The sequence below is a fragment of the Alicyclobacillus hesperidum genome (assembly GCF_900107035.1).
Taxonomy (GTDB): domain Bacteria; phylum Bacillota; class Bacilli; order Alicyclobacillales; family Alicyclobacillaceae; genus Alicyclobacillus; species Alicyclobacillus hesperidum.
Genome location: NZ_FNOJ01000001.1, coordinates 89,498 through 109,713 on the forward strand (window position 1 = coordinate 89,498; position 20,216 = coordinate 109,713).

Sequence of the window (20,216 nt, forward strand, 5' to 3'; positions counted from 1 at the left end):
TGTCGATGATCTCGATTTTGCCTACAGCGCAAGTTTAACCTCATTGTAACTGCGACGACACGTTTGTTACACTGAATCCAGGATGGGGTAACGCGAAGGAGGCTCTTCATGGAACTGCAGCGGACTGGAATCAGCTTAATTTACCGTTTAGAACTCACGAATCAGGGTACCACCTTTGCAAAAGTGGCCAGCCTTGTCGGCGATGCTGGCGGTGACATCGCAGCTGTGGACGTCATCCGCGTAACGCCAGACATGGTGGTACGCGATATCACCATCAATGTCAGCAGCCGGGAACACGGTCGGCAAATTGCCGATATCCTGGATCGGGAACCAGGCATTCATGTCGTCGCCGTGTCGGATCGTACATTTCTCGTACACCTCGGCGGAAAACTGGAAGTCGCACCAAAATTACAGGTCAAAAACCGCGAGGATCTTTCGCGAGTCTATACGCCTCACGTCGCACGCGTGTGTGAAGCAATCCACGAGGATCCCTCGAAAGCGTTTCAATTGACCATCAAGCGCAACACAGTCGCGGTTGTGTCCGACGGAACGGCGGTTTTGGGACTTGGCGATATCGGCCCCTATGCGGCTATGCCCGTTATGGAAGGCAAGGCGATGCTGTTCAAGCAATTTGCAGGCGTTGACGCATTTCCTATCTGCCTTGACACCAAAGATCCGGACCAAATTGTCGAGACAGTGAAGCAAATTGCTCCGGCGTTTGGTGGAATTAATTTGGAAGACATCTCGTCTCCTCGTTGCTTTTACATTGAAGAACGCTTGCGCGAGGAGCTGGATATCCCCGTCTTTCACGACGATCAGCACGGCACCGCGGTCGTCATGCTCGCAGGTCTATTAAACGCCGCAAAGTTGGTCGGTAAACCGCTGCCGAGCTTGAAAGTCGTCGTCGTCGGCATCGGTGCCGCCGGTGTCGCGTGCACGAAAATGTTGCTGAAAGCGGGCGTAACCAACATTCTGGGCGTCACCCTGGAGGGCATTATTCACCGTGGTGCGACCTATGAGAACGAGATGTGGAATTGGTACAAGGAGCACACGAATCCGGATAATGTCACGGGCACACTGGACGATGCTATCGTCGGCGCAGACGTGTTCATCGGGGTCTCCGGTCCTGGCGTCCTCACGGTGGATCACATTCGTAAAATGGCGCCCGATCCCATTGTCTTTGCCATGGCCAATCCCAATCCGGAGATCGAGCCCGAACTCGCCGCTCCACACGTACGGGTCCTGGCGACTGGCCGCTCGGATTATCCGAATCAGATCAACAACGTGCTTTGTTTCCCGGGCATTTTCAAGGGTGCGCTCGCGGCACGTGCGTACACCATTAACGAAGATATGAAGTTGGCGGCGGCCGAAGCTATCGCTTCCTCGATTCGCGATCACGAACTGCGTGAGGATTACATCATTCCGTCGGTGTTCAACCAGTCCGTCGTACAGCGCGTTGCGGACGCGGTCGCCGAGGCGGCGCGCAAGTCTGGCGTCGCAAGACGTGAAGTGCCACCGACCAACAATTTTTGACCTGTAATCTCGGCCTGTCAAGATTCTCCGCTTGTCGCCAAATCCGTCGTTTCGTAGTGTTATCGATGTAAGGTCGGCTTGCCGACAACATCGGACTACGCACGGAAAGGACTCGCGCCGCTGATGCAGAAATTCAATCGTCGCAATGCAGGCGTCGGCTTTCTGGCCGCCGCCTGCTCCGCACTGGCACTCGCCGCTTTCCCACACTTCGAACATGCAGCATCGGCGCAGCCTGCACTGCATTTTTCGCCTGCAACCATCAACTATGACGGCCATCATGCACAGGTATACAAAATCGTCCAGGGCGGGACGGCATACATGCCTGTGTACTATGTCATGCAGGCTCTGAACGGGTTTGGATGCACCAACCAATGGAACGGATCCTCTTGGCTATTCTCGGTAAGCAATTCACAAGCGATAGACTGGAACAACCTTTCTATTGGCACAGGCAAAGTGGCTCTGTACCTCAACCAGCGTCTCGTCTCGATGGTCGAACCGATCGTCGCGATCGACCCAAACAGTGGTAAACCGACCACCTACATGCCGGTATGGTATGTCATGCAAATGCTCCAACGCGCAGGGATTGCCTGCTCGTGGAACGGCAGCCAGTGGTCCCTGGCCAATCAACCAAATTTGCCACAGCCGGCACAAGCGGGGCTATGGAATAGTGCGTTTATCAACGGGGATGCGACGTCCGTGAGCGATTTGCAGATGTATCGGCACCATGTCAATGTTCTCTTTGTGAACGCGTTCGATTTGCGCACTAACGGAACTCTAACACAGGATGAAGGCCAAGTGGCTTGTAGCTATGCACATCAAAATGGCATGCTTGCCATCGCCCGCATCGACAGTTTCGATGGTTCTTCACTTGCCAACCTCCTCGCCAATCCACAGAACGCTTTAGCCCTGGCACAGCGCATTGTACAGGCCGTTGTAGCGGGGGGATATGATGGCGTAAACATCGATTTTGAATTTCTCCCGGCCGCTGCCCAAGTTTCGTTTTTGTCATTCCTACAACAGTTGCACGTCCTACTCGCCAATCAGGACAAATGGCTGACCATCGATGTTCCGGCCATCGATGACCCAGCATCCGACACCTGGGACAGAGCATACAACCTGCAGCAAATCGGTGAGATCGCTGATAAAGAGGTGCTGATGAGCTACGACTATAGTTATCCCGGCAGTCCCCCAGGGCCCATCGCACCGCTGCCCTGGGTCGTGAACACGATTAGCTACACAGTATCCCAAACGCCATCGGCCAAAGTCCTGCTCGGTATCGACACGTACGCATACGACTGGGGCAACAGCGGCAATCCGACGGTGCTAACCCTGCAGCAGGTGGACAACCTCGCCTCCCAGCCCGGAACCACAGTATCGTACAATGCGTCGACCGCAACACCCAGGCTCACCTATTCGCAAAACGGGATTACCCACACGGTGTATTACGAAACACCTGCGAGCCTGGCGTCCCGCATCGCGGAAGTCGGAGCATTTGCGCTAGGTGGCATCGCACAGTGGCGGATCGGCCTTGAGGACCCGGCGACGGACCAAGTACTCGACAGTCTCGTTCCTGCCGAAACGGGTGGCACCACTGCCCCCCCGGTAGCCAACGCGACAACCACTGCGGTCACAAACAACACCACAAGTTGACGAATGTCGCAATACAACAAATAAGGCTGCCGACTTCCGCACCATCCGGAAATCGACAGCCTTATTGTATATCGTCGAATGACGGGTAAGCCCCACTTACCTTGCCATCAACCTTCAATGAGCAGAGATTCAGGATCCTCAATCATTCGCTTGACGGCGACGAGGAAGCGCACCGCTTCACTACCGTCGACGATTCGGTGATCGTACGACAGCGCAATGTACATCATCGGCCGGATTTCGACCTGGCCATTCACAGCCACTGGTCGTTGCACGATATTGTGCATGCCGAGAATGCCGACCTGCGGCGCGTTCAAAATCGGCGTCGAAAGCAACGATCCAAATGTACCACCGTTTGTGATGGTAAACGTGCCACCCTGCAGGTCTTCCAACCCGAGTTTATTGGAACGGGCCTTTACGGCCAAATCCGCAATTTCGCGTTCGATATCGGCGAATGTCAGCCTATCCGCATTGCGCACGACGGGCACCACCAAGCCGCCTTCCGTGGCAACCGCGATGCCAATATCGTAGTGATGCTTGATAATCATGTCTTCGCCCTGAATTTCGGCGTTCAAACGCGGGAACTGCTTTAACGCGCCAACAACCGCTTTGGTGAAGAAAGACATGAAACCGAGACCCACGCCATACTTTTCCTTGAAGTTGTCCTTGCGGCGCTTGCGGACGTCCATGACTGCGCTCATATCGACCTCGTTGAACGTGGTCAACATGGCCGCCGTATGTTGCGCTTCGACCAAACGCTTGGCAATCGTAACGCGCCGACGCGACATCCGAACTCGCTCTTCGTCAGGACGAGCAGCCGACGTCGGCGTCGCGGTAGGCTGTGGCGCAGATGCTGGAGCAGATGGCACAGCCGCGGCACGAGCCAAATCCGCGATTTCAATCCGCCCAGTCTGCACCTGTCCCAAGTCTACACCCTGCTCGAGTGCGGCGCGGCGCACCGAAGGCGTTGCCCGGACCGTCGACGGCGCTGCAGAAGGCACAGCTTGTGCAGAAGGCTGTGCAACAGGCGCGGTCTGAACAGGAGCCTGTGCAGTTGGAGATGGCGCCGCTTGTGCCGGTTGCGCAGCCGATGCCTGAGGTTGTGCCCCAGGTGCCGCCGCTGCCCCTTCGCTAATGACCGCGATCACGTCGCCAATCCCGACCATTTCACCGGCTTGCTTCAGGATAGAGCTTAGAACACCCGCCTGTTCCGCGATGACTTCGACATTGACCTTGTCCGTCTCCAGCTCGGCGATGGTTTCTCCCGACTCGACGGCGTCTCCCTCGCGCTTAAGCCACTGACCGATGGTCGCTTCCACAATCGATTCGCCCAGAGAAGGTACTTTTACCTCTGCCACGTTTGTTTCCTCCCCAATCGCACTCAGTTGATGTCATTCGCCAAAGCAGCTTGCAAAATTTCCGCCTGCACTCGGTTATGAACGTCTGGTGAACTTTCGGCGACAAACCCCTGCTCAGGCCGCCCGATATACCGCAAACGCACACCTTGCGGCAACAAATCTTGCAAGTGCGGCCGCATATATGCCCAAGGCCCTTGATTCTGGGGTTCTTCTTGCAACCAAACGACTTCTTTAAGGTTCTCGTACGCCACTAGAACTTCCTGCAACTGCAAAGTTGGCAGTGGGTACAACTGCTCAACACGAGCCGTCGCGATATGAGCCGTTTCACTCGCATCGCGCTTTCCGATCTCGGCCGTCAGTTCAACGCCGACTTTGCCACTCGACAAGACGAGTCGACGCACCTTTTTTGCGGCCGTTTTCGGAATCGCCTTATGCAATACTGGTTGGAAGCGCCCTTCGCAAAAGTCCGCCGCCTTGGACGCCGCGGCAGCACTGCGCAACAAGCTCTTCGGCGTCATCACGACCAGTGGCCGCGCATCGGCACCTAGGCGAGCCGCCTGCCGACGCAACAAGTGGAAATACTGTGCCGACGTGGTGACATTCGCAACGACGATATTGTTGCGGGCTGCCAACTGGAGGAAACGTTCCACACGCGCACTCGAGTGCTCCGACGCCTGACCTTCGAACCCGTGTGGCAAAAGCAGTACCAATCCGGACGCTTCGCCCCACTTCGAGCGCGCCGCTGCGAGAAACTGGTCAAACATTGGCTGGCCGACATTCGCAAAGTCGCCAAACTGAGCTTCCCACAAGACAAGCGTCTCTGGCGCCTCGATGTTGTACCCGTACTCAAAACCAATGACGGAGGTTTCCGAGAGCGGGCTGTTATACACCACAAAGCTCGCTTGAGCGCCCGGCAAATGCTGTAGCGGCATGTACTTATGGCCGTTGTTCACATCGTGCAAAACGAGATGGCGCTGCCCGAAGGTCCCTCGTTCAGAATCCTGCCCGGTCAAACGGATAGGCGTGCCCTCACGCAAAATGCTTCCAAACGCCAGGGCCTCCGCATGTGCCCAGTCGATGTCCCCGTTATCCACCGCATCGCGGCGCCGCTCCAGAATGCGACGCAACTTCGGATAAACCGTAAAGTTCGGTGGCGTATCGAGCAAGGAGCGATTGATCTCGCGCAAGTCGTCGATCGAGACCGGCGGGGCCTCCTCTGTTTGCTCGGAGAAATCCTCCACCTTGGCCGTCACGTGGACCTCCGGATACTTTTTGTAGGCTTCCATCAGTTGTTCATCGATTTCTTGATCGATCCGCGCAATTTCCCCCGCGTCAATGGCTCCGCGCGACTGCAATTCCGTCGCATACAATTCCTTGACCGTCGGATGCGACGCAACCTTCGTATAGAGTACGGGTTGTGTCATGCTCGGATCGTCCGACTCGTTATGCCCCCAGCGGCGATAGCCGACGAGATCGATCACGACATCTTTGTGGAAGGTCTCGCGGAATGCGAACGCGAGCCGAATGGCGCGGATGCAGGCCTCCGGATTATCCGCGGAGACATGCACGACAGGCATGTCGTAGCCTTTGGCGATATCGCTGGCGTAGCGGGTCGAGCGGCCCTGATCCGGATCCGCCGTGAAACCGACGTGGTTGTTGGCGATAATATGCACGGTGCCCCCGGTGTAGTAGCCAGGAATTTGCGAGAAGTTGAGCGTCTCCGCAACAACACCTTCGCCCGGAAATGCCGCGTCGCCGTGAACGAGAATCGGAAACGCCTTGTGCACGTCTTGAATCGGTTGCCCTGGACGCGTCCGATCCTCCTGCGCGGCGCGCGCCATTCCTTCGATCACAGGGTTGACCACTTCCAGGTGGCTTGGGTTGTTGGCCAGCACATAGCGAGCCTTGCGCCCACTTGCATCGGTGAAGACGCGCGTCCAGCCCTGATGGTATTTGACGTCGCCGCCCCAGCCGCGCTCATACTCGGCCAACTCTTCGTCACTGGCGAGTTCGTTGCCCGTGTGGAATTCTGCAAAAATCCTCTCGTAAGGCTTTTTCAACACATGCGCAAGTATGTTGAGACGGCCGCGGTGTGCCATGCCGACGATCACGTTGGGACAGCCTGCATCGACAGCCAGCGTTGCAAGCGCATCCACCATTGGCACGAGCGCATCCAGACCTTCAACAGAAAAGCGCTTTTGTCCAGCAAAACGCCTGTGCATAAACCGTTCAAACATATCCGCCTGCGCTAGCTGGCGGTACAACTGCTTCTGCTCTTCCACGCTGAACTGCGTGTGAAAGCGGCGAGTCTCGACTTGCTCGGTCAGCCATTCGCGTTCCTGACGATTCGCCAAGTGCGCAAATTCGTAACCGAGGTCTCGACAATATACAGCCTTCAGTGCCTCTACGGCCGCACGTGCATCGCGTGCCTGCCCGGCGACCGGACCGCCGACGATGGTCGCTGGCAATTGAGACAGGTCAGACTCGATAATTCCATAGGTGGACGGTTCCAACTCAGGGGAAGACTCGGCAGGAAACATAGGATCTGTGTCGGCAGCGAGGTGTCCGTATGTACGGATGCTACGCACATATTCTGCAACGCGTGCAACGACGTCCGGTGACACACCTACCCCGACGCCCGTAGTGTGGACTTTACGCGTTTCGAGCGAAGTGGCGACAGCTTGCCCCGGATCTCCATAGCGATTAAACATCTCGCGCGTTTCTGCGCTCACAGCGTTCGGATCGCGCTTGTACTCCTCATACAGTTCCAGCAAGTACCCAAAATTCGGCCCGAAGAATTGTTGCCAGAATGATTGCAACGGTACAGGCTGCTCGTTCTCCATCGTAAACCCCTCTTCCATATCTCTGGGCGCACCAAGAGATACAATACTCCTTTTTCGGGAATATTGCATGGACAACACGGAAAATTTCCAAGCAGGAATTCGACCATGATGTCAGAGAATGAATAGATCGGGACAGTCGCGTTCCCATTTCCGTTTTCTATGTATACCACACTCGGAATTTACACGCAAAACCTGAGACAACCAACCGAGAGAACGGAGACAGACGATGTTCAACAGCGCTCGCGTGCGCCATCTGGCCACCGCCGCCGCCGCCCATTACGCCGTCATCTTCGCTGGTATCTTCGCGCCTGTTGGCGACGCGGCCAGCCGCATTCACATGACGGGCACTTTTGCGGACAACTTTATGCAATGGGACAGCCAATGGTTTGTCGATATCGCCAGATACGGGTATCTGTTGCCCCTTGCCGTACAAAGGACATTCATTCCTACAGGCAACGTCGTGCCTTTCACGCCTGCCTTCAAAGGAGCGGCCTTTTTGCCAGGGCTACCCGTGGTTGTGCGCATCCTCGGCCCTATTTTAGCGCTCGTGTTGGTCAATCTCTTATTTCTATGCGCTTTGGCCCTCATGTACAGAATTGTGGAGCACGAACGGCCTGCTCGAGCTTTTCCAACCGTCCTGCTGTTCGCAGTCGGGCCGTGCGCCGTCATCTTTAGTTCTCTATATACAGAATCCTTCACGTTGTTCGCCGTATTGCTCATCATGTACGGCTTGCAAAACCCAACGTCGTCGCGGCGATACTGGATCGCCTGCGCCGGCGCGTGCATAGCGACCGCATTTCACGATCTCGGCGCCTTTGCTGCTCTCTTTGCCATCCGCCTGTTCCGCCTGCGCATGCCTGTGCGCGGCTTGTTCTTTCTCGCGTGCCTAGCCCTCGTCCCAGCTTGTTACGAGTGGTACTTGTGGAGCCATTTCCACACGCCGTTCGCGCTTTTGACGGCCGAAGACAGTTGGCATCGCCACTGGAGCGCCCCGCTCGCCAACGCGCTCGAAGCCATCGTTGGCGGTCAGTTTACCAGCATCACGGCGATCACGCTCGCCGTCGCCTGTCTTGTAGCCTGCCAGGCGTACGTCGCGCTTCGTTGCGACTTCCGCCTGTGGGCCAAACCGGGCCAAGGTATCGTCTGCAGTCTTGAGACATGTCTTTGGATGAGCGCCATTCTGTTCTTAGGGTTGTGCGCCAACATGCCGCATAATCCGCTGGAAAGCGTGCTCCGCTTCTACGCTATCCTCTGGCCGGCCAGCCTTCCTGTGGCGCGCTGGCCACAAGCAGACCGCGCCACACCGACCTTTTGGCTGGCACTCATCAGCTTTGCTGCAACGGCGACACTCGGATCGGCACTGTTTAGTCACGGCTGGTTCTTCCAGTAAACATTTGCGGTACAATTCAATACAAGAGCTGTCGACTGCGGAAATGAGGTATTCAATATGGCGGAAACCATGCAATCACATGCATCCACCAAGGCATTGCAAGAGGAATTGAAATCTGTGGTGGAAGATTTAAACCAAGTGGTCATCGGCCAACGCGAAGCCATTGAAATGCTGCTCGCCGCATGCCTGGCCGGTGGTCACGCGCTGCTGCAGGACGTGCCTGGTACCGGCAAGACAAGGCTAGCGTCGTCACTTGCCACGGCCCTCGGCCTGTCGTTTCATCGCGTCCAGGGGACACCTGATCTCTTGCCCGCAGACGTCGTTGGAACCACCATTTATCACCCAGCGGATGAACAGTTCCGCTTTCATCCGGGCCCTATCTTCACCAACGTCTTACTGATGGATGAAATCAACCGCGCCACACCGCGCACACAATCGGCACTGTTGGAGGCGATGGCGGAAGGACAGGTTTCGGCGGATGGCCAAACCATGCCATTACCGCGGCCCTTCTTCGTGATCGCAACCGCCAACCCCGTCGAATCACAGGGCGTGTTTCCACTTCCCGAGGCCCAACTCGACCGATTCCTCGTCCAAATTCGCCTCGGCTATCTTGACGCCGATCTCGAACTGGCCATGGTCAAGCGGGTCGCGTTCGGTCACGATGAGCCGGTCGCTCATTTGCTTGCGCCCGAAAAGGTAGTTGCTGCCCAGGAAGCCGTCCGTCAGGTCTACATCAGCGAAGATGTGCTGCGCTATCTCATCCATCTTTGCCGGGCCACGCGCAGCCACGATCAAATTATCCTTGGTGCGAGCCCGCGCGCCATTGTGCTATTGACCCGACTGACACAGGCTATCGCATTTCTGGCCGGGCGCTCGTTCGTCACGCCAGACGACGTCCAACGCGCATTCCCAGCCGTAATGTCGCATCGCCTGCAACTCGATATTGGCTGGATGGACAGCGCTGCTATCGATCGCGTTCTAAGCGATATCGTCACATCTGTCCCCGTACCTCACGAGCGGGAAGAAGGTTGAACCGATGCTTGCACTGTTGTGGATTCCCATACTGCTGATCCTGTTCGTATGGGCATGGCCGCGCGCCTTTACGGCTGGTATAGCAGGTAAAGTGACCACTCTGCTTGCGTGCGACCGACATGAATGTGATATCGGCGAACCTGTGCAGTTGCGGATCACACTGGTCAATCGTTCGTTTTTACCCATTCCATTTGCGGAGATACGCGTCACATTGCCACCACAACTGTCCTTTGACGACACTGGAGAACGAAGTCGTATGACCTTTGGCACGTATATCCTCTCGCGCAGCCGAGTGGACGTGACCATCACGGTATACGGGTTGCGGCGAGGCCCCGCGACCGTTTCCGACGTCGCCGTACACGTGCACGAAGGTTTGGGGATTTCCAAAGTTTATATCAGCATGCCAGAGCCCGTACGCATCGCCGTACGGCCCAACCCGTTGCCAATGCCAGGCCTGCGACCGCCAATCGCGATTCACGGCAAACACCCGCTTGAACGTCCGATATTTCCCGATGAGACGCTTATCAAAGGCGTCCGCCCATACGAGTATCGCGATCCTGCACACGTCATCCACTGGCGTGCCAGCGCTCGACTCGGCCAGCTCGTTGCAAAACAATACTTTAGTTCGACCGAGCCCACCATCGCCATCCTGCTAAATGCCCAAACGGGTGATCCGTTTTGGATCAGCGCCGACAGCGACGCATTTGAGCCGCTCTGCGGTTACGCACTGCACGCCGCCCGTGAAACGGATCGCGCGGGGGGACGTATCCTGTTTGCCACAAACGCAGCTTGTGGTGCACGCACGAGGCTCGTCATCGACACGATGCCGACCGTTCGCATTGCATCGCTGTTGGCACATGCGCAACCCCTTGCAGCGGCGGACTTTGGTGAACTGTTGCGCGCCCTGGCTTCGCGACGAGCGGATATGCCAGATCACATACTCGTTTTAAGCGCTTACGAATCGCCCGTCCACGGTCATCTTCTCGAGCTGTTGCGAAGGCAAGGAAAGCGCGTCGAGATCGTCCGAGCGCGATGGGAACAACCGTCAGCCACTGAAGAAAGAGAAGGGGTGAGTGGAGAGTGAACAATGCGCAAATGGGTCAGGTTGTAAACCTAGGCGAAGGAGGCTACTTGCCCTGGCCGCATGTTTCGCTTGGCCTGCGCATCTCTGTGGGCCTGCTCCATGGATGTGCCGGAACGCTACTCGCGGCGACACTGGCCTGGGACCACAAATCGGCGACGCTCGCACTTGTCGTCGCATGGCTTGCCTGTACGACCGCAAGTCTGACGACAGCTGGCTTGATGCATAGACTGCGGCCGCCGGTGAGCTTACTTGTGGGACTGGCTACAGCCACTGCGCTTTGCGTCGCACTTGTCGTCCCGACGCGTGCGGGCACGGGATGGATGGCGGCGATTATCATCTCGGCCCTGCTCGCAAGTGGCCTCAATATGACTTATATGTTCGAAGGAGACGCCGTGCACGCAGGTGCCCGCAATCTGCGTTGGATAACAGGCATCGCTGCATTTGGCGCGGTCTTCTACGCACTTGTTCAGGCGCGCGACCCAGCGGCACGCAATGCCGGCGCGGTCGGATTTACCTTCATCTTCACCATGGGCCTGGTCATCGCCCAGATGATGATCATTCGCCGAGCACAGGCGGAGGCGACCAAGCTGTCGCAACGTGCGCTCCTCTACGCGCCACTGGGGCTGGCCGAACTCCCGCGCGCGCTTAAGCATCTGCGCCCCATCGTCCGCTATCTGCTGACAGGATTGGCCATCGCGCTCGGCATGCTCGGGTTGGCTTCCTTACTCATGCACTTTGTCGTCAGCCGTTTGCACCTCGCTGGTCGCAGTTCACAAATCACGCCCAAGCTCCCGTTGCACAGCCATCCACCGCAGCCGCTGCAGCCTGTACACACATGGGCCGGCGGTACTTCGTGGTTGCTTTGGAGCGCAGTCGCGATTTGTGTGGCAATAGCCATACTGTGGCTTTTGCGCCAGCAAAGTCGGTTGGCAATTGATGTAAGCGAACCAACAGCCGCTGCGATCACAATTGTCCGCCGGTCGGTAGACGAGGCATTTCGCTTGCAGGCGACAGGGGATCCAACGCGCAAAGCGTATCAGGCGCGTTTACGAACCTGGCACGCCCATGGACATACCATCGGACGAACGGAGACGCCGCGAGCGTTTTCACTGCGCCTGCCCACGGATGAGCAGCAAACGACCGACGCCGATCTGTTGAAACGATACGAACGCGTTCGTTATGGTCGCCCTGGCGAACCGTAAAACGTGCGGATCGCAAGGAAATCTCCTGTACAAGCTAATGTATACCCTTGCAGGTCAGACGGAATCAACGCTGTATCCCCTGGGACAAGGGATATCGCACGTTTTGTACCATCCCCTGGGTCAAAGCGCAGTTCGCCCTTCCCCTCGACCGCGATCACGACGTCCGGATTCCCAGGCACGCCGTGCGTAACTTCCGCACAACGTCCGCGCAGCAGGACGCGATCAATCGTGAAGTAAGGACATTCAGCCAATCGAGTCAGCACAAAGTCCACTTCCTCGTGCAAGATCCGTGGTTGGTCCATCGGCTCTACTGGTGCGCCATAGACGAGCACGTCGGCCGCCTTGTCGACGTGCAACTCGCGCGGCTTCCCGCTTGCGTCCACCCGATCCCAATCATACACGCGGTACGTGACGTCCGACGTCTGCTGAATCTCGAGGACTTTTGTACCAGCCAAGAGCGCGTGTAAGGTGCGCGCCGGTACAAACACTAAATCTCCCTTCTGTATCGGTAGGTAATTCAGGTAGTCGCGCACGTGGCCTTCTGCAACCGCTCGTAGATAGGTTTCGCGATCAGGGAAGGTGTGTCCGTAATTCACCTTTCCATCCGACTTAGCATCGAGAACGTACCAAGCCTCGGTCTTCCCGAAATCACCCTCATGCTCCCTGGCATACGCATCATCGGGATGGATTTGCACAGACAAATCGCTCTCGGCCTCCAGATACTTAATGAGGAGTGGAAAGCGCCCTTGCGGAGAGCGTCCCAGGTAAGCACCTGGATGCTCCTCGGTAAGCTCCGCAAGTGTCCGCCCTGCAAGCGGTCCATCCGCGACGACGCTCATGCCATTGGGATGACCAGACAGCACCCAGTACTCCCCAATAGGTTCGTCCATCTGCACTCCAAACGTCGATTTCAGCGCGTGCCCGCCCCAGATACGCGGCATTGGCACAGGTTTAAACTTCACTGGCCACACGACTGCGACAACTCCTTTGCGAGTTCCTGAAGCTCAGGCACAATTTTGGCGTCCTGAATGCGCCCTTCGATCACGGCGATCAAGTTGTCGATAGCCAGTTGACGCATCGCGTCCCGCGTCGCATGCGTAGCCGAACCGATATGTGGCAATGCGACGACGTTGGGCAGCTTGAGAAGTGGGTGATCATGGGGCACAGGCTCCTGCTCGAAAACATCGAGTCCTGCGGCGCGGATGCCCCCGCTCGTGAGCGCCTCGTATAACGCTGTCTCATCGACGGTTTTACCGCGAGAAATGTTGATGAAGATGGCCGAAGGCTGCATCTTGGCGAACATCTGACGGTCCATTAAACCGACCGTCTCCTTCGTAAGCGGCGTAAGAAGCACGACAAAGTCAGATGCCGCGAGCAGATCCGGTAAGTCGAGGTACACGGCCTGTAATTCCTGCTCCACGCTTTCATGGCGGGAGCGACTGTTGTAGAGCACATTCATGCCAAATCCGAGGCGCGCCCGGCGCGCTACGGCATGCCCAATCCTCCCCATTCCCACAATACCCAAGGTCCTGTGGTGCACATCGACTCCGTACAACACTTCGTCGTCTCCGCGCTGCCAGTGGCCCTGCCGCACATAGGTATCCAGCTCAACCACTCTACGGGCGGTCGCAAGCATAAGAGCAAAAGCGAGATCGGCCACCGTTTCATCGAGGACGCCAGGCGTATGGGCTCCAAGCACGCGGTGCTTGCGCATGGCTGGGATGTCAAAGTGATCGTATCCGACCGAAGACGTGCTTACAACGCGTAGACGCGGGGCTGCCGAAAGCAAGGTCTCATCGACGCGCGTGCCACTGGTAAGCAGAGCGTCCGCGTCGGCAATGGCATCAAATAAGAACGATTTAGCAATCGGCCCTTCGCCCTCCCAAGCGACGACCTCGCCCAGGGTAGCCAGCCTGGCTCGTTCGGCAGCGCGGAGCGGTTTCGTCGAAAGTATACGAACCACATACATCCCCCCATATAGACTTTTCTCAATGCCACTCTACACCTTCCCTCGAGGCGAAGAAAGGGGCTTCTCAACAAGCGCATTTCGTGGTTTACTGAGACCAATGGCAGTATCGGGACGTTGTACACATTTTGAAAAAGGTGGGAATCGGTTGGACAACCCATCCATCTGTTCGCTGTGTGTCGATTATGCGTTGGGGGAATTGTCAGATGAACTTCTGAAGAAGCGGTTTGAGCGTCATCTCGGCCACTGTCACACTTGCCAGCGCGACGTACTCGAATACCGTGAATTGATTGATATGTTCGAGCCTCGGTCGGAAGCGGAATCGCACGTTCAACAGCAGCGGAAATTGGCTGAAGTCATACCGTTCCCCACCCCCTCTAGGGGCGACATCCGGACTCGCGCGGTCAGGTATGCCCGACGCAAACATCTCACGGCGTTGACACTGTCGGCGGCGCTTTTATTGATGAGCTTTTTGAGTATCACGGGAGATCACGGTAAATACAGCCGAGCCATCGGTTTTGCCATCACGTGGCATCGCATTTCGCACGTTTCCCGCACGCTCATGGCAAAGGGCGAACAGCTCACGGACAAAATTCATATCAAGCATGGTCTGCTTTAAAAGGGTCAATCGACGTGTGTCGATTGACCCTTTCTAGCGTACGCCTGACTCAGATGGCGATGCTGGAGGACGCACCACATCATGACATGCCTTTTCCTATCCCAACGATAACCGTGGCCTCGAGAGCATCACCGATACTCGACCGTTTCCCACTGTTTTGTTGCGGCGGATCGCTCCACCGTATCCAGAATACATTGGTTACGAACACCGTCCTCAAAATCTGGCTTGCACGGCGAACCATCCACCAAACTCTTAAAGAAGGTCGCAAACAGGTTCATAAAGGTGTGTTCGTAGCCAATAATGTGTCCTGCCGGCCAATATTTGTCTGCAAACGGATGTACTGGCTCCGTGCAATTGATGGTACGGAAACCCTGCAATCCAGGTTCGTCGTCCTCCAAATACACGTGCAAAAGATTCATATTTTCCAAATCCCAACGCAGAGATCCCCGCTCACCGTTGATTTCAAAGCGATTGCCATTACGGTTACCTGCCGCAAAACGCGTCGCCTCGAACACACCTAGCGCGCCGCTTTCAAAATGCGTCAGAAATGCGACCGCATCGTCGACATCCACATTTCCCGTCTGCGAGCGATCCGCACGCGCCTCCAAGCCGCCAGACATCTCGCCGAGCGGCCGTTCTTTGATGAAAGTCTCCATGGTCGCCGCGAGATCGCGTACTTCCCCGACCAAAAACCTTGCAAGATCGAGAATATGTGCGCCGATATCGCCAAGCGCCCCAGACCCTGTGACTTCTTTGCGCAAGCGCCACACGAGGGGGAAGTTCGGATCCATGATCCAATCCTGCAAATACTGAGCCCGGACATGATAAATTCTTCCCAGTCGTCCATCGTCGATGAGCCGTTTCGCCAACTGCACGGCTGGGGCGTAGCGATAATTGTGACACAGCAACGCGCGCACACCGCTTTTTTCAACGGCTTCACGCATACGCACCGCTTCCTCGACGGTCATCGCCAAGGGCTTCTCACAAATCACATGCTTGCCTGCCTGCGCCGCCGCAATCGCCATCTCGGCATGGGCGACGTTGGGCGTCACGATGTCGATCACGTCGATATCGTCGCGCTCGATGAGCCGACGCCAGTCCGTATCGTAAGAGGCAAAGCCATATTGCTCGGCCGCTTGGCGAACCGCCCCTTCATTGCGGCCCGCGATTGCCTGTAATACAGGTGTCACAGGCAAATCGAAGAAAAAATCGAGATCGCGAAAGGCGTGGCTGTGTGCCTTCCCCATAAACTGATAGCCAATCATGCCGATTCTCAGTGCCCGTTTCGACATGCCGATCCTCCTTCAATACCCCTGGGCCGACTTACAGCCGCACGGCTTCTCCAAGTTCAGCGGATCGATACAGACCATTGAGAATCCGCTGCAGTTTCACGCCCTGTTCCGGCGTCGAAAGCGGTGGCTCGCCACCCAGACATGCGTCGACGAAACGTTTGATCTCGCGCTCATAAGGCGAAATTTCCGGCAGGAATGCTGGGCTGACATCAATGAGCGCACCGTGCTTTTCCTGATAAATCTCCAGCGGGAAGACGTTGGCTCCCCCTGCGTCACCCATCAGCTTAACGTTCATCTCATCACGAATTTTGACATTCGCTGCAAACGCCGATTCCAGGACGAGCGTCGCGCCGTTGGCAAACTGGACGAAACCGCGCGCCATGTCCTCGACCGTAAAGTTTTCATAGTCCCAGTCGCCAAGCAAGCCAACGCCCTTGCGCGTACCCAGCTTCTGATATGTCGCGCCAAAGACCATCGTCGGTTCTGGATAGCCCATCAAGAACAGCGCCGCGTCGAGCATATGGCAACCGATGTCGATGAGTGGACCGCCACCTTGCAGTGCCTTGTTGGTAAACACACCCCACCCCGGAATGCCGCGCCGGCGCATCGCGATGGCTGTCGCCGCGTAGATGTCGCCAAGCTCTCCTGCATCGATAAAGCGCTTTAAAGTATCGACTTCCTTCGAATGGCGGTAGTGAAATCCATACGAGAGAAATTTCCCGGCCCGCTTCGCGGCATCTGCCATCTCCTGAGCCTCTTCCACCGTCATCGCCGGTGGCTTTTCACACAAGACGTGGCAACCTGCATTCAGGGCTGCGATCGACGCATCTTTGTGGAACTTGTTCGGTGTGCAAACGCTCACGACATCGAGCTTGGTCCCTGCCAGCATCTCATCGACCGTGTGGTACACGTTCGGGATCGAAAATTTTTCTGCGGCTTCCTGCGCTTTTTCGAATGCGACATCGCAAATCGCTACAATTTCAACTTTATCTCCACATTTCAGGTAGTTCGGGATGTGCACCTGTTGTGCGATCCCACCGGCACCCACAATACCTACGCGCAATGTGTCCGTCATCTGACGCTCCTCCTTATGCCCACCACATCTGTTGCAATTTTTCGCGAATGATCAGCGGTTTTAAAAAGTCGACCGCCTTTTGGAACCCCTCTTCAATCGACATTAAGCTGTCCTCATGTTCAATGGAGACAGCGCCTTCATAACCCGCGAGTTGCAAGGCACTGATAATGTCCACCCAGGTCTGGCTGTCGTGACCATAGCCCACAGTGCGGAAGATCCAGGAACGCTCCTTCTCTTTGGCATACGGCTTGGTATCCAGTACCCCGTTGACGGCGACGTTGTGACGATTGAAACCAGTATCCTTGGCGTGCACGTGGAAAATGGCATTATGTTGAGCAAGGGCATGAATCGCCTCAACAGGGTCAATGCCTTGCCAAAACATGTGGCTCGGGTCAAAGTTCACGCCAATTTGCTCACCGCAAGCCTGCCGCAACCGAATCATCGTCTCCGCGTTATAGACCACAAAACCTGGATGCGCTTCGATCGCGACGCGCACACCGCGCTCTTTCAGAAAAGCATTCATCTCGGTCCAGTACGGAATGACCTTTTCGTTCCACTGCCAGTCTAGTACCTGGGAAAACTCCTCCGGCCACGGACAGGTAACCCACACAGGATTTTGCGAGTGTTCCGACTCACCCGGGCAACCCGAGAAGGTGTTCACCGTGTCGACGCCAAGCAGTGCAGCCAATTCGATGGTCTCCCGCAGCTCGCGCTGTGCCAGTTCCCGCTTCGTCGCGTCCGGGTGCAGAGGATTGCAGTGACAGCTAAGCGCGCTGATGGAAAGTCCGCGCGACGAAATCTCATCCAGGAACGCCTTGCGCTTGTCCGGGCTTGCGAGCAGCCCTGCGCGATCGCAATGTGCACCGCCCGGATAGCCGCCTGTGCCGATCTCGACCGTATCGACACCGGCCTTGGCAACGTGATCAAGCATCTCAGAAAACGGCATATTGCCAAACAGTACGGTAAAAATGCCAAGTTTCATACGCATCCTCCTTCAAGCAGGAATCTACATCAAGTGGTTACGCTTTCACGCGCGACTGTAAAAACGCGAGGGACGACTGAATTGCTGCAAGCGGATCCCCCGGACACACATCTTGTTCGACGATATAATAGCGAACACCTGCCGCTTCGGCCGCCGCGATGATGGCAGACCAGTCGAGCACGCCCGATCCGACTTCTGCAAACGCGCCCGTTTCACCGTCCGCGTCCTTCATGTGTAACAAATCGGCACGCCCACGATAACGCTGCAGATATTCGACAGGGTTATATCCCGCACGATGTGCCCAATAGACGTCCAGTTCCATCTGTACCCCATCTTCGGTAAGCCTACTTAACAGGGTATCGAGCGCGGTTGCGCCGTCGAATACCTGAAACTCAAAATCGTGATTATGGTAAGCCAGACGAAGTCCTGCCTCATGTAGCGTCGACGCTGCGCGGCGCAAAATGTCAAACAATTGGTCGTAATCCGCCTTCGTTTGTCGGCGCTCCGGAGGCAACCATGGGCAAACGACATAATCGAGCCCTAGCTGTTTTGCTTCCTCGACCACCTTGTCCAACTCGCTTTCCAAGCGGACAAGCGGAACATGGCAAGACACAGCACGAATGCCCAAATCATCGAGCAACTCACGCAGCTTGGCAGGCGTATAGCCGCCGTAGGTGTGGAGTTCAACTACGCGATAACCGATGTCGCGAACCTTTTTTAGCGTGCCCGCAAAATCCGAAGCGAGCAAGTCGCGCAATGTGTATAGTTGCAGTCCGATTTCAGCCAACTTAACAATCCCCTTTCACATTTGCAATCATCTGCGTCAGGCGTTCAAACGCAGTCTGTGCCCGTTCTGCATTCGATCCGGCAAGTGGCTCCTGATGCAACACTTCGGTTGATACCGGTCCTCGATAGCCAGCTTCATACAGCGCACGCAAGAACGAAGCGAGTGGAATTCTCCCGTCTCCCGGCAGGCACCGCCGCTGATCATGCGCCAGTGATGGCTCTTCGAGCGCATCGTTTACATGCACATGTACAATCTGTTCCGGCTTTAGAAGAGCGAGATCGTCCGTCGACTCCTCGGCGGTGTACCAGTGGAAGCTGTCGATCAAAAAGCCGACATTGGGAGCACCGACAGCTTCTAAAAATATAGCGAGTTCCGCGAGATTCTGGACAAAGGGATACGCTCGATTCCGCAAATGATGCGGACCGACATATTCCAAGCCAAGACGCACCCCATGCGGCATCAAGGCGACGGCACACTGGCGCAGGCGACGAGCCAAGCGTGAAGCATACGGGACTGGTCGCTCGTCGATCGATGGCCACAGAAATGTGGTGCAGCGAACGGCGCCAAGGCCTACAGCAAAAGCCACCCGTTCCGGCAGCAGAGCGAGATCGCGCACATAGTCGGCCTCATCGGCGTACAGATCGACCGGCAAGCCAAAGCTTGCAAGCCTTAGGCGACGCGATTGAAACATCGCTTCGACACGAGAAGAACTGGTCCTCTCGACCTCCTGGTGAAGCCAATGAAGTGGAACGTCCACCCATTCGTAACCGCACTGTACCGCGAGATCCAAATAGGCCTCCAACTCGTTTGTGTCGACGATCGACGGATGTAGACAAGGTTTCATACGCGGGCCTCACCTGCCAAAGCTGCTCGAGCAGCCGCCTGCGGGGATGCCGGATCCAGTTGCATGAATTCAATTGGGTTACCGTCCGGATCGTGCGACCAACATTGCCAGTTCTTGTCCAAACCTTGTTTGGGCGCGACGTCTAGGGGCGCACCTTTGTCACGCAGGGCTTCGGCAACTTGCTGGATGTCGTCGACTTCAAAGCAAAGGTGTGCAAACCCGATGCGATCCGGCGCCGAATGCGTTTTCACCGAACCGCCATAAAATAACTCGATGAAACGCCCATCGGGACAGCGCAAATAAACAATCCATGGCGTTCCATCTTCACGATGGATGTCAAATGCCCGATGGCAACCGAGAACATCGCAATAAAAGCGCAACGATGCCTCCATATCTTCAACCGTTAACGCCACATGCCCGATTCCTTGAATCATGGCTTGCCTCCTCGGACTCCTCTTCGAGCGTGCAGCCTTGTGATACGCTCACCGCATGCTGCTGCCCAGATCCTATTGAACCATATCACTCAAGCTAGCCGCCATCACCTATGTGGTCGTCTCATTGC

General features: G+C 56.4%; 17 protein-coding genes. 7 read left to right on the top strand and 10 right to left on the bottom strand.

Features of this window, described 5'->3' with window-relative positions; translation table 11 throughout:
- Positions 1 to 108: 108 nt before the first annotated feature.
- Both BLU70_RS00395 and BLU70_RS00400 read left to right on the top strand, forming a co-directional pair.
- Positions 109 to 1,533: an NAD-dependent malic enzyme gene (locus BLU70_RS00395; protein WP_040289016.1), complete on the top strand. Its 1,425-nt coding sequence runs from the start codon at positions 109 to 111 to the stop codon at positions 1,531 to 1,533.
- A 123-nt stretch (positions 1,534 to 1,656) separates the two neighbouring features.
- The gene (locus tag BLU70_RS00400) at positions 1,657 to 3,183 is read left to right on the top strand and encodes a glycosyl hydrolase family 18 protein (RefSeq protein WP_074691178.1); all 1,527 of its coding nucleotides are present in this window, start codon (positions 1,657 to 1,659) and stop codon (positions 3,181 to 3,183) included.
- 107 nt (positions 3,184 to 3,290) lie between these two features.
- Here BLU70_RS00400 and odhB read toward each other — a convergent pair whose 3' ends face one another.
- The gene (odhB, locus tag BLU70_RS00405) at positions 3,291 to 4,538 is read right to left on the bottom strand and encodes a 2-oxoglutarate dehydrogenase complex dihydrolipoyllysine-residue succinyltransferase (RefSeq protein WP_006446342.1); all 1,248 of its coding nucleotides are present in this window, start codon (positions 4,536 to 4,538) and stop codon (positions 3,291 to 3,293) included.
- A gap of 23 nt (positions 4,539 to 4,561) precedes the next feature.
- On the bottom strand, positions 4,562 to 7,381 hold the full coding sequence (locus BLU70_RS00410; protein WP_074691180.1) for a 2-oxoglutarate dehydrogenase E1 component: 2,820 nt from the start codon (positions 7,379 to 7,381) through the stop codon (positions 4,562 to 4,564).
- Between the two features lie 226 nt (positions 7,382 to 7,607).
- Here BLU70_RS00410 and BLU70_RS00415 point away from each other — a divergent pair, with 226 nt between their 5' ends.
- The 4 genes from BLU70_RS00415 to BLU70_RS00430 are packed head-to-tail and all read left to right on the top strand — an operon-like array spanning position 7,608 to position 12,089.
- A complete protein-coding gene (locus BLU70_RS00415; protein ID WP_074691182.1) occupies positions 7,608 to 8,771 on the top strand; it encodes a mannosyltransferase family protein in 1,164 nt (387 codons plus the stop codon).
- A gap of 57 nt (positions 8,772 to 8,828) precedes the next feature.
- A complete protein-coding gene (locus tag BLU70_RS00420) occupies positions 8,829 to 9,803 on the top strand; it encodes an AAA family ATPase (RefSeq protein ID WP_074691184.1) in 975 nt (324 codons plus the stop codon).
- A gap of 4 nt (positions 9,804 to 9,807) precedes the next feature.
- Positions 9,808 to 10,887, top strand: coding sequence for a DUF58 domain-containing protein (locus BLU70_RS00425; protein ID WP_074691186.1), 1,080 nt, complete (start codon positions 9,808 to 9,810; stop codon positions 10,885 to 10,887).
- Positions 10,884 to 12,089 carry a hypothetical protein gene (locus BLU70_RS00430; RefSeq protein ID WP_074691188.1) on the top strand — a complete coding sequence of 402 codons (1,206 nt, stop codon included), beginning with the start codon at positions 10,884 to 10,886 and terminating at the stop codon, positions 12,087 to 12,089. The genes BLU70_RS00425 and BLU70_RS00430 overlap by 4 nt, the downstream gene beginning before the upstream one ends.
- Here BLU70_RS00430 and BLU70_RS00435 read toward each other — a convergent pair.
- Entirely contained in the window at positions 12,065 to 13,060 is a 996-nt protein-coding gene (locus BLU70_RS00435) for a type I phosphomannose isomerase catalytic subunit (protein ID WP_074691190.1), read from the bottom strand. The genes BLU70_RS00430 and BLU70_RS00435 overlap by 25 nt on opposite strands.
- Positions 13,048 to 14,052, bottom strand: a complete 1,005-nt coding sequence (locus BLU70_RS00440) for a 2-hydroxyacid dehydrogenase (RefSeq protein WP_176780807.1) — start codon at positions 14,050 to 14,052, stop codon at positions 13,048 to 13,050. The genes BLU70_RS00435 and BLU70_RS00440 overlap by 13 nt, the downstream gene beginning before the upstream one ends.
- Positions 14,053 to 14,203: 151 nt before the next feature.
- Here BLU70_RS00440 and BLU70_RS00445 point away from each other — a divergent pair, with 151 nt between their 5' ends.
- Complete coding sequence (locus BLU70_RS00445) at positions 14,204 to 14,674, top strand: anti-sigma factor family protein (protein ID WP_237716413.1); 471 nt, start codon at positions 14,204 to 14,206, stop codon at positions 14,672 to 14,674.
- A gap of 128 nt (positions 14,675 to 14,802) precedes the next feature.
- On the opposite strand, the gene BLU70_RS00450 is transcribed toward BLU70_RS00445, so the two are convergent.
- From BLU70_RS00450 to BLU70_RS00475, 6 genes are read right to left on the bottom strand one after another with little or no spacing between them, the layout of a single operon-like run.
- A complete protein-coding gene (locus BLU70_RS00450; protein ID WP_074691194.1) occupies positions 14,803 to 15,966 on the bottom strand; it encodes a Gfo/Idh/MocA family protein in 1,164 nt (387 codons plus the stop codon).
- Positions 15,967 to 15,997: 31 nt separating this feature from the next.
- Positions 15,998 to 17,041: a Gfo/Idh/MocA family protein gene (locus BLU70_RS00455; protein ID WP_006446326.1), complete on the bottom strand. Its 1,044-nt coding sequence runs from the start codon at positions 17,039 to 17,041 to the stop codon at positions 15,998 to 16,000.
- A 13-nt stretch (positions 17,042 to 17,054) separates the two neighbouring features.
- Positions 17,055 to 18,023: a sugar phosphate isomerase/epimerase family protein gene (locus BLU70_RS00460; protein ID WP_006446325.1), complete on the bottom strand. Its 969-nt coding sequence runs from the start codon at positions 18,021 to 18,023 to the stop codon at positions 17,055 to 17,057.
- A 37-nt stretch (positions 18,024 to 18,060) separates the two neighbouring features.
- Positions 18,061 to 18,810 carry a sugar phosphate isomerase/epimerase family protein gene (locus BLU70_RS00465; protein WP_006446324.1) on the bottom strand — a complete coding sequence of 250 codons (750 nt, stop codon included), beginning with the start codon at positions 18,808 to 18,810 and terminating at the stop codon, positions 18,061 to 18,063.
- 1 nt (position 18,811) lies between these two features.
- Positions 18,812 to 19,654: a sugar phosphate isomerase/epimerase family protein gene (locus BLU70_RS00470; protein WP_006446323.1), complete on the bottom strand. Its 843-nt coding sequence runs from the start codon at positions 19,652 to 19,654 to the stop codon at positions 18,812 to 18,814.
- The gene (locus BLU70_RS00475) at positions 19,651 to 20,088 is read right to left on the bottom strand and encodes a VOC family protein (protein ID WP_006446322.1); all 438 of its coding nucleotides are present in this window, start codon (positions 20,086 to 20,088) and stop codon (positions 19,651 to 19,653) included. Before BLU70_RS00475 ends, BLU70_RS00470 begins: the two co-directional genes overlap by 4 nt.
- Between the last annotated feature and the right edge of the window lie 128 nt (positions 20,089 to 20,216).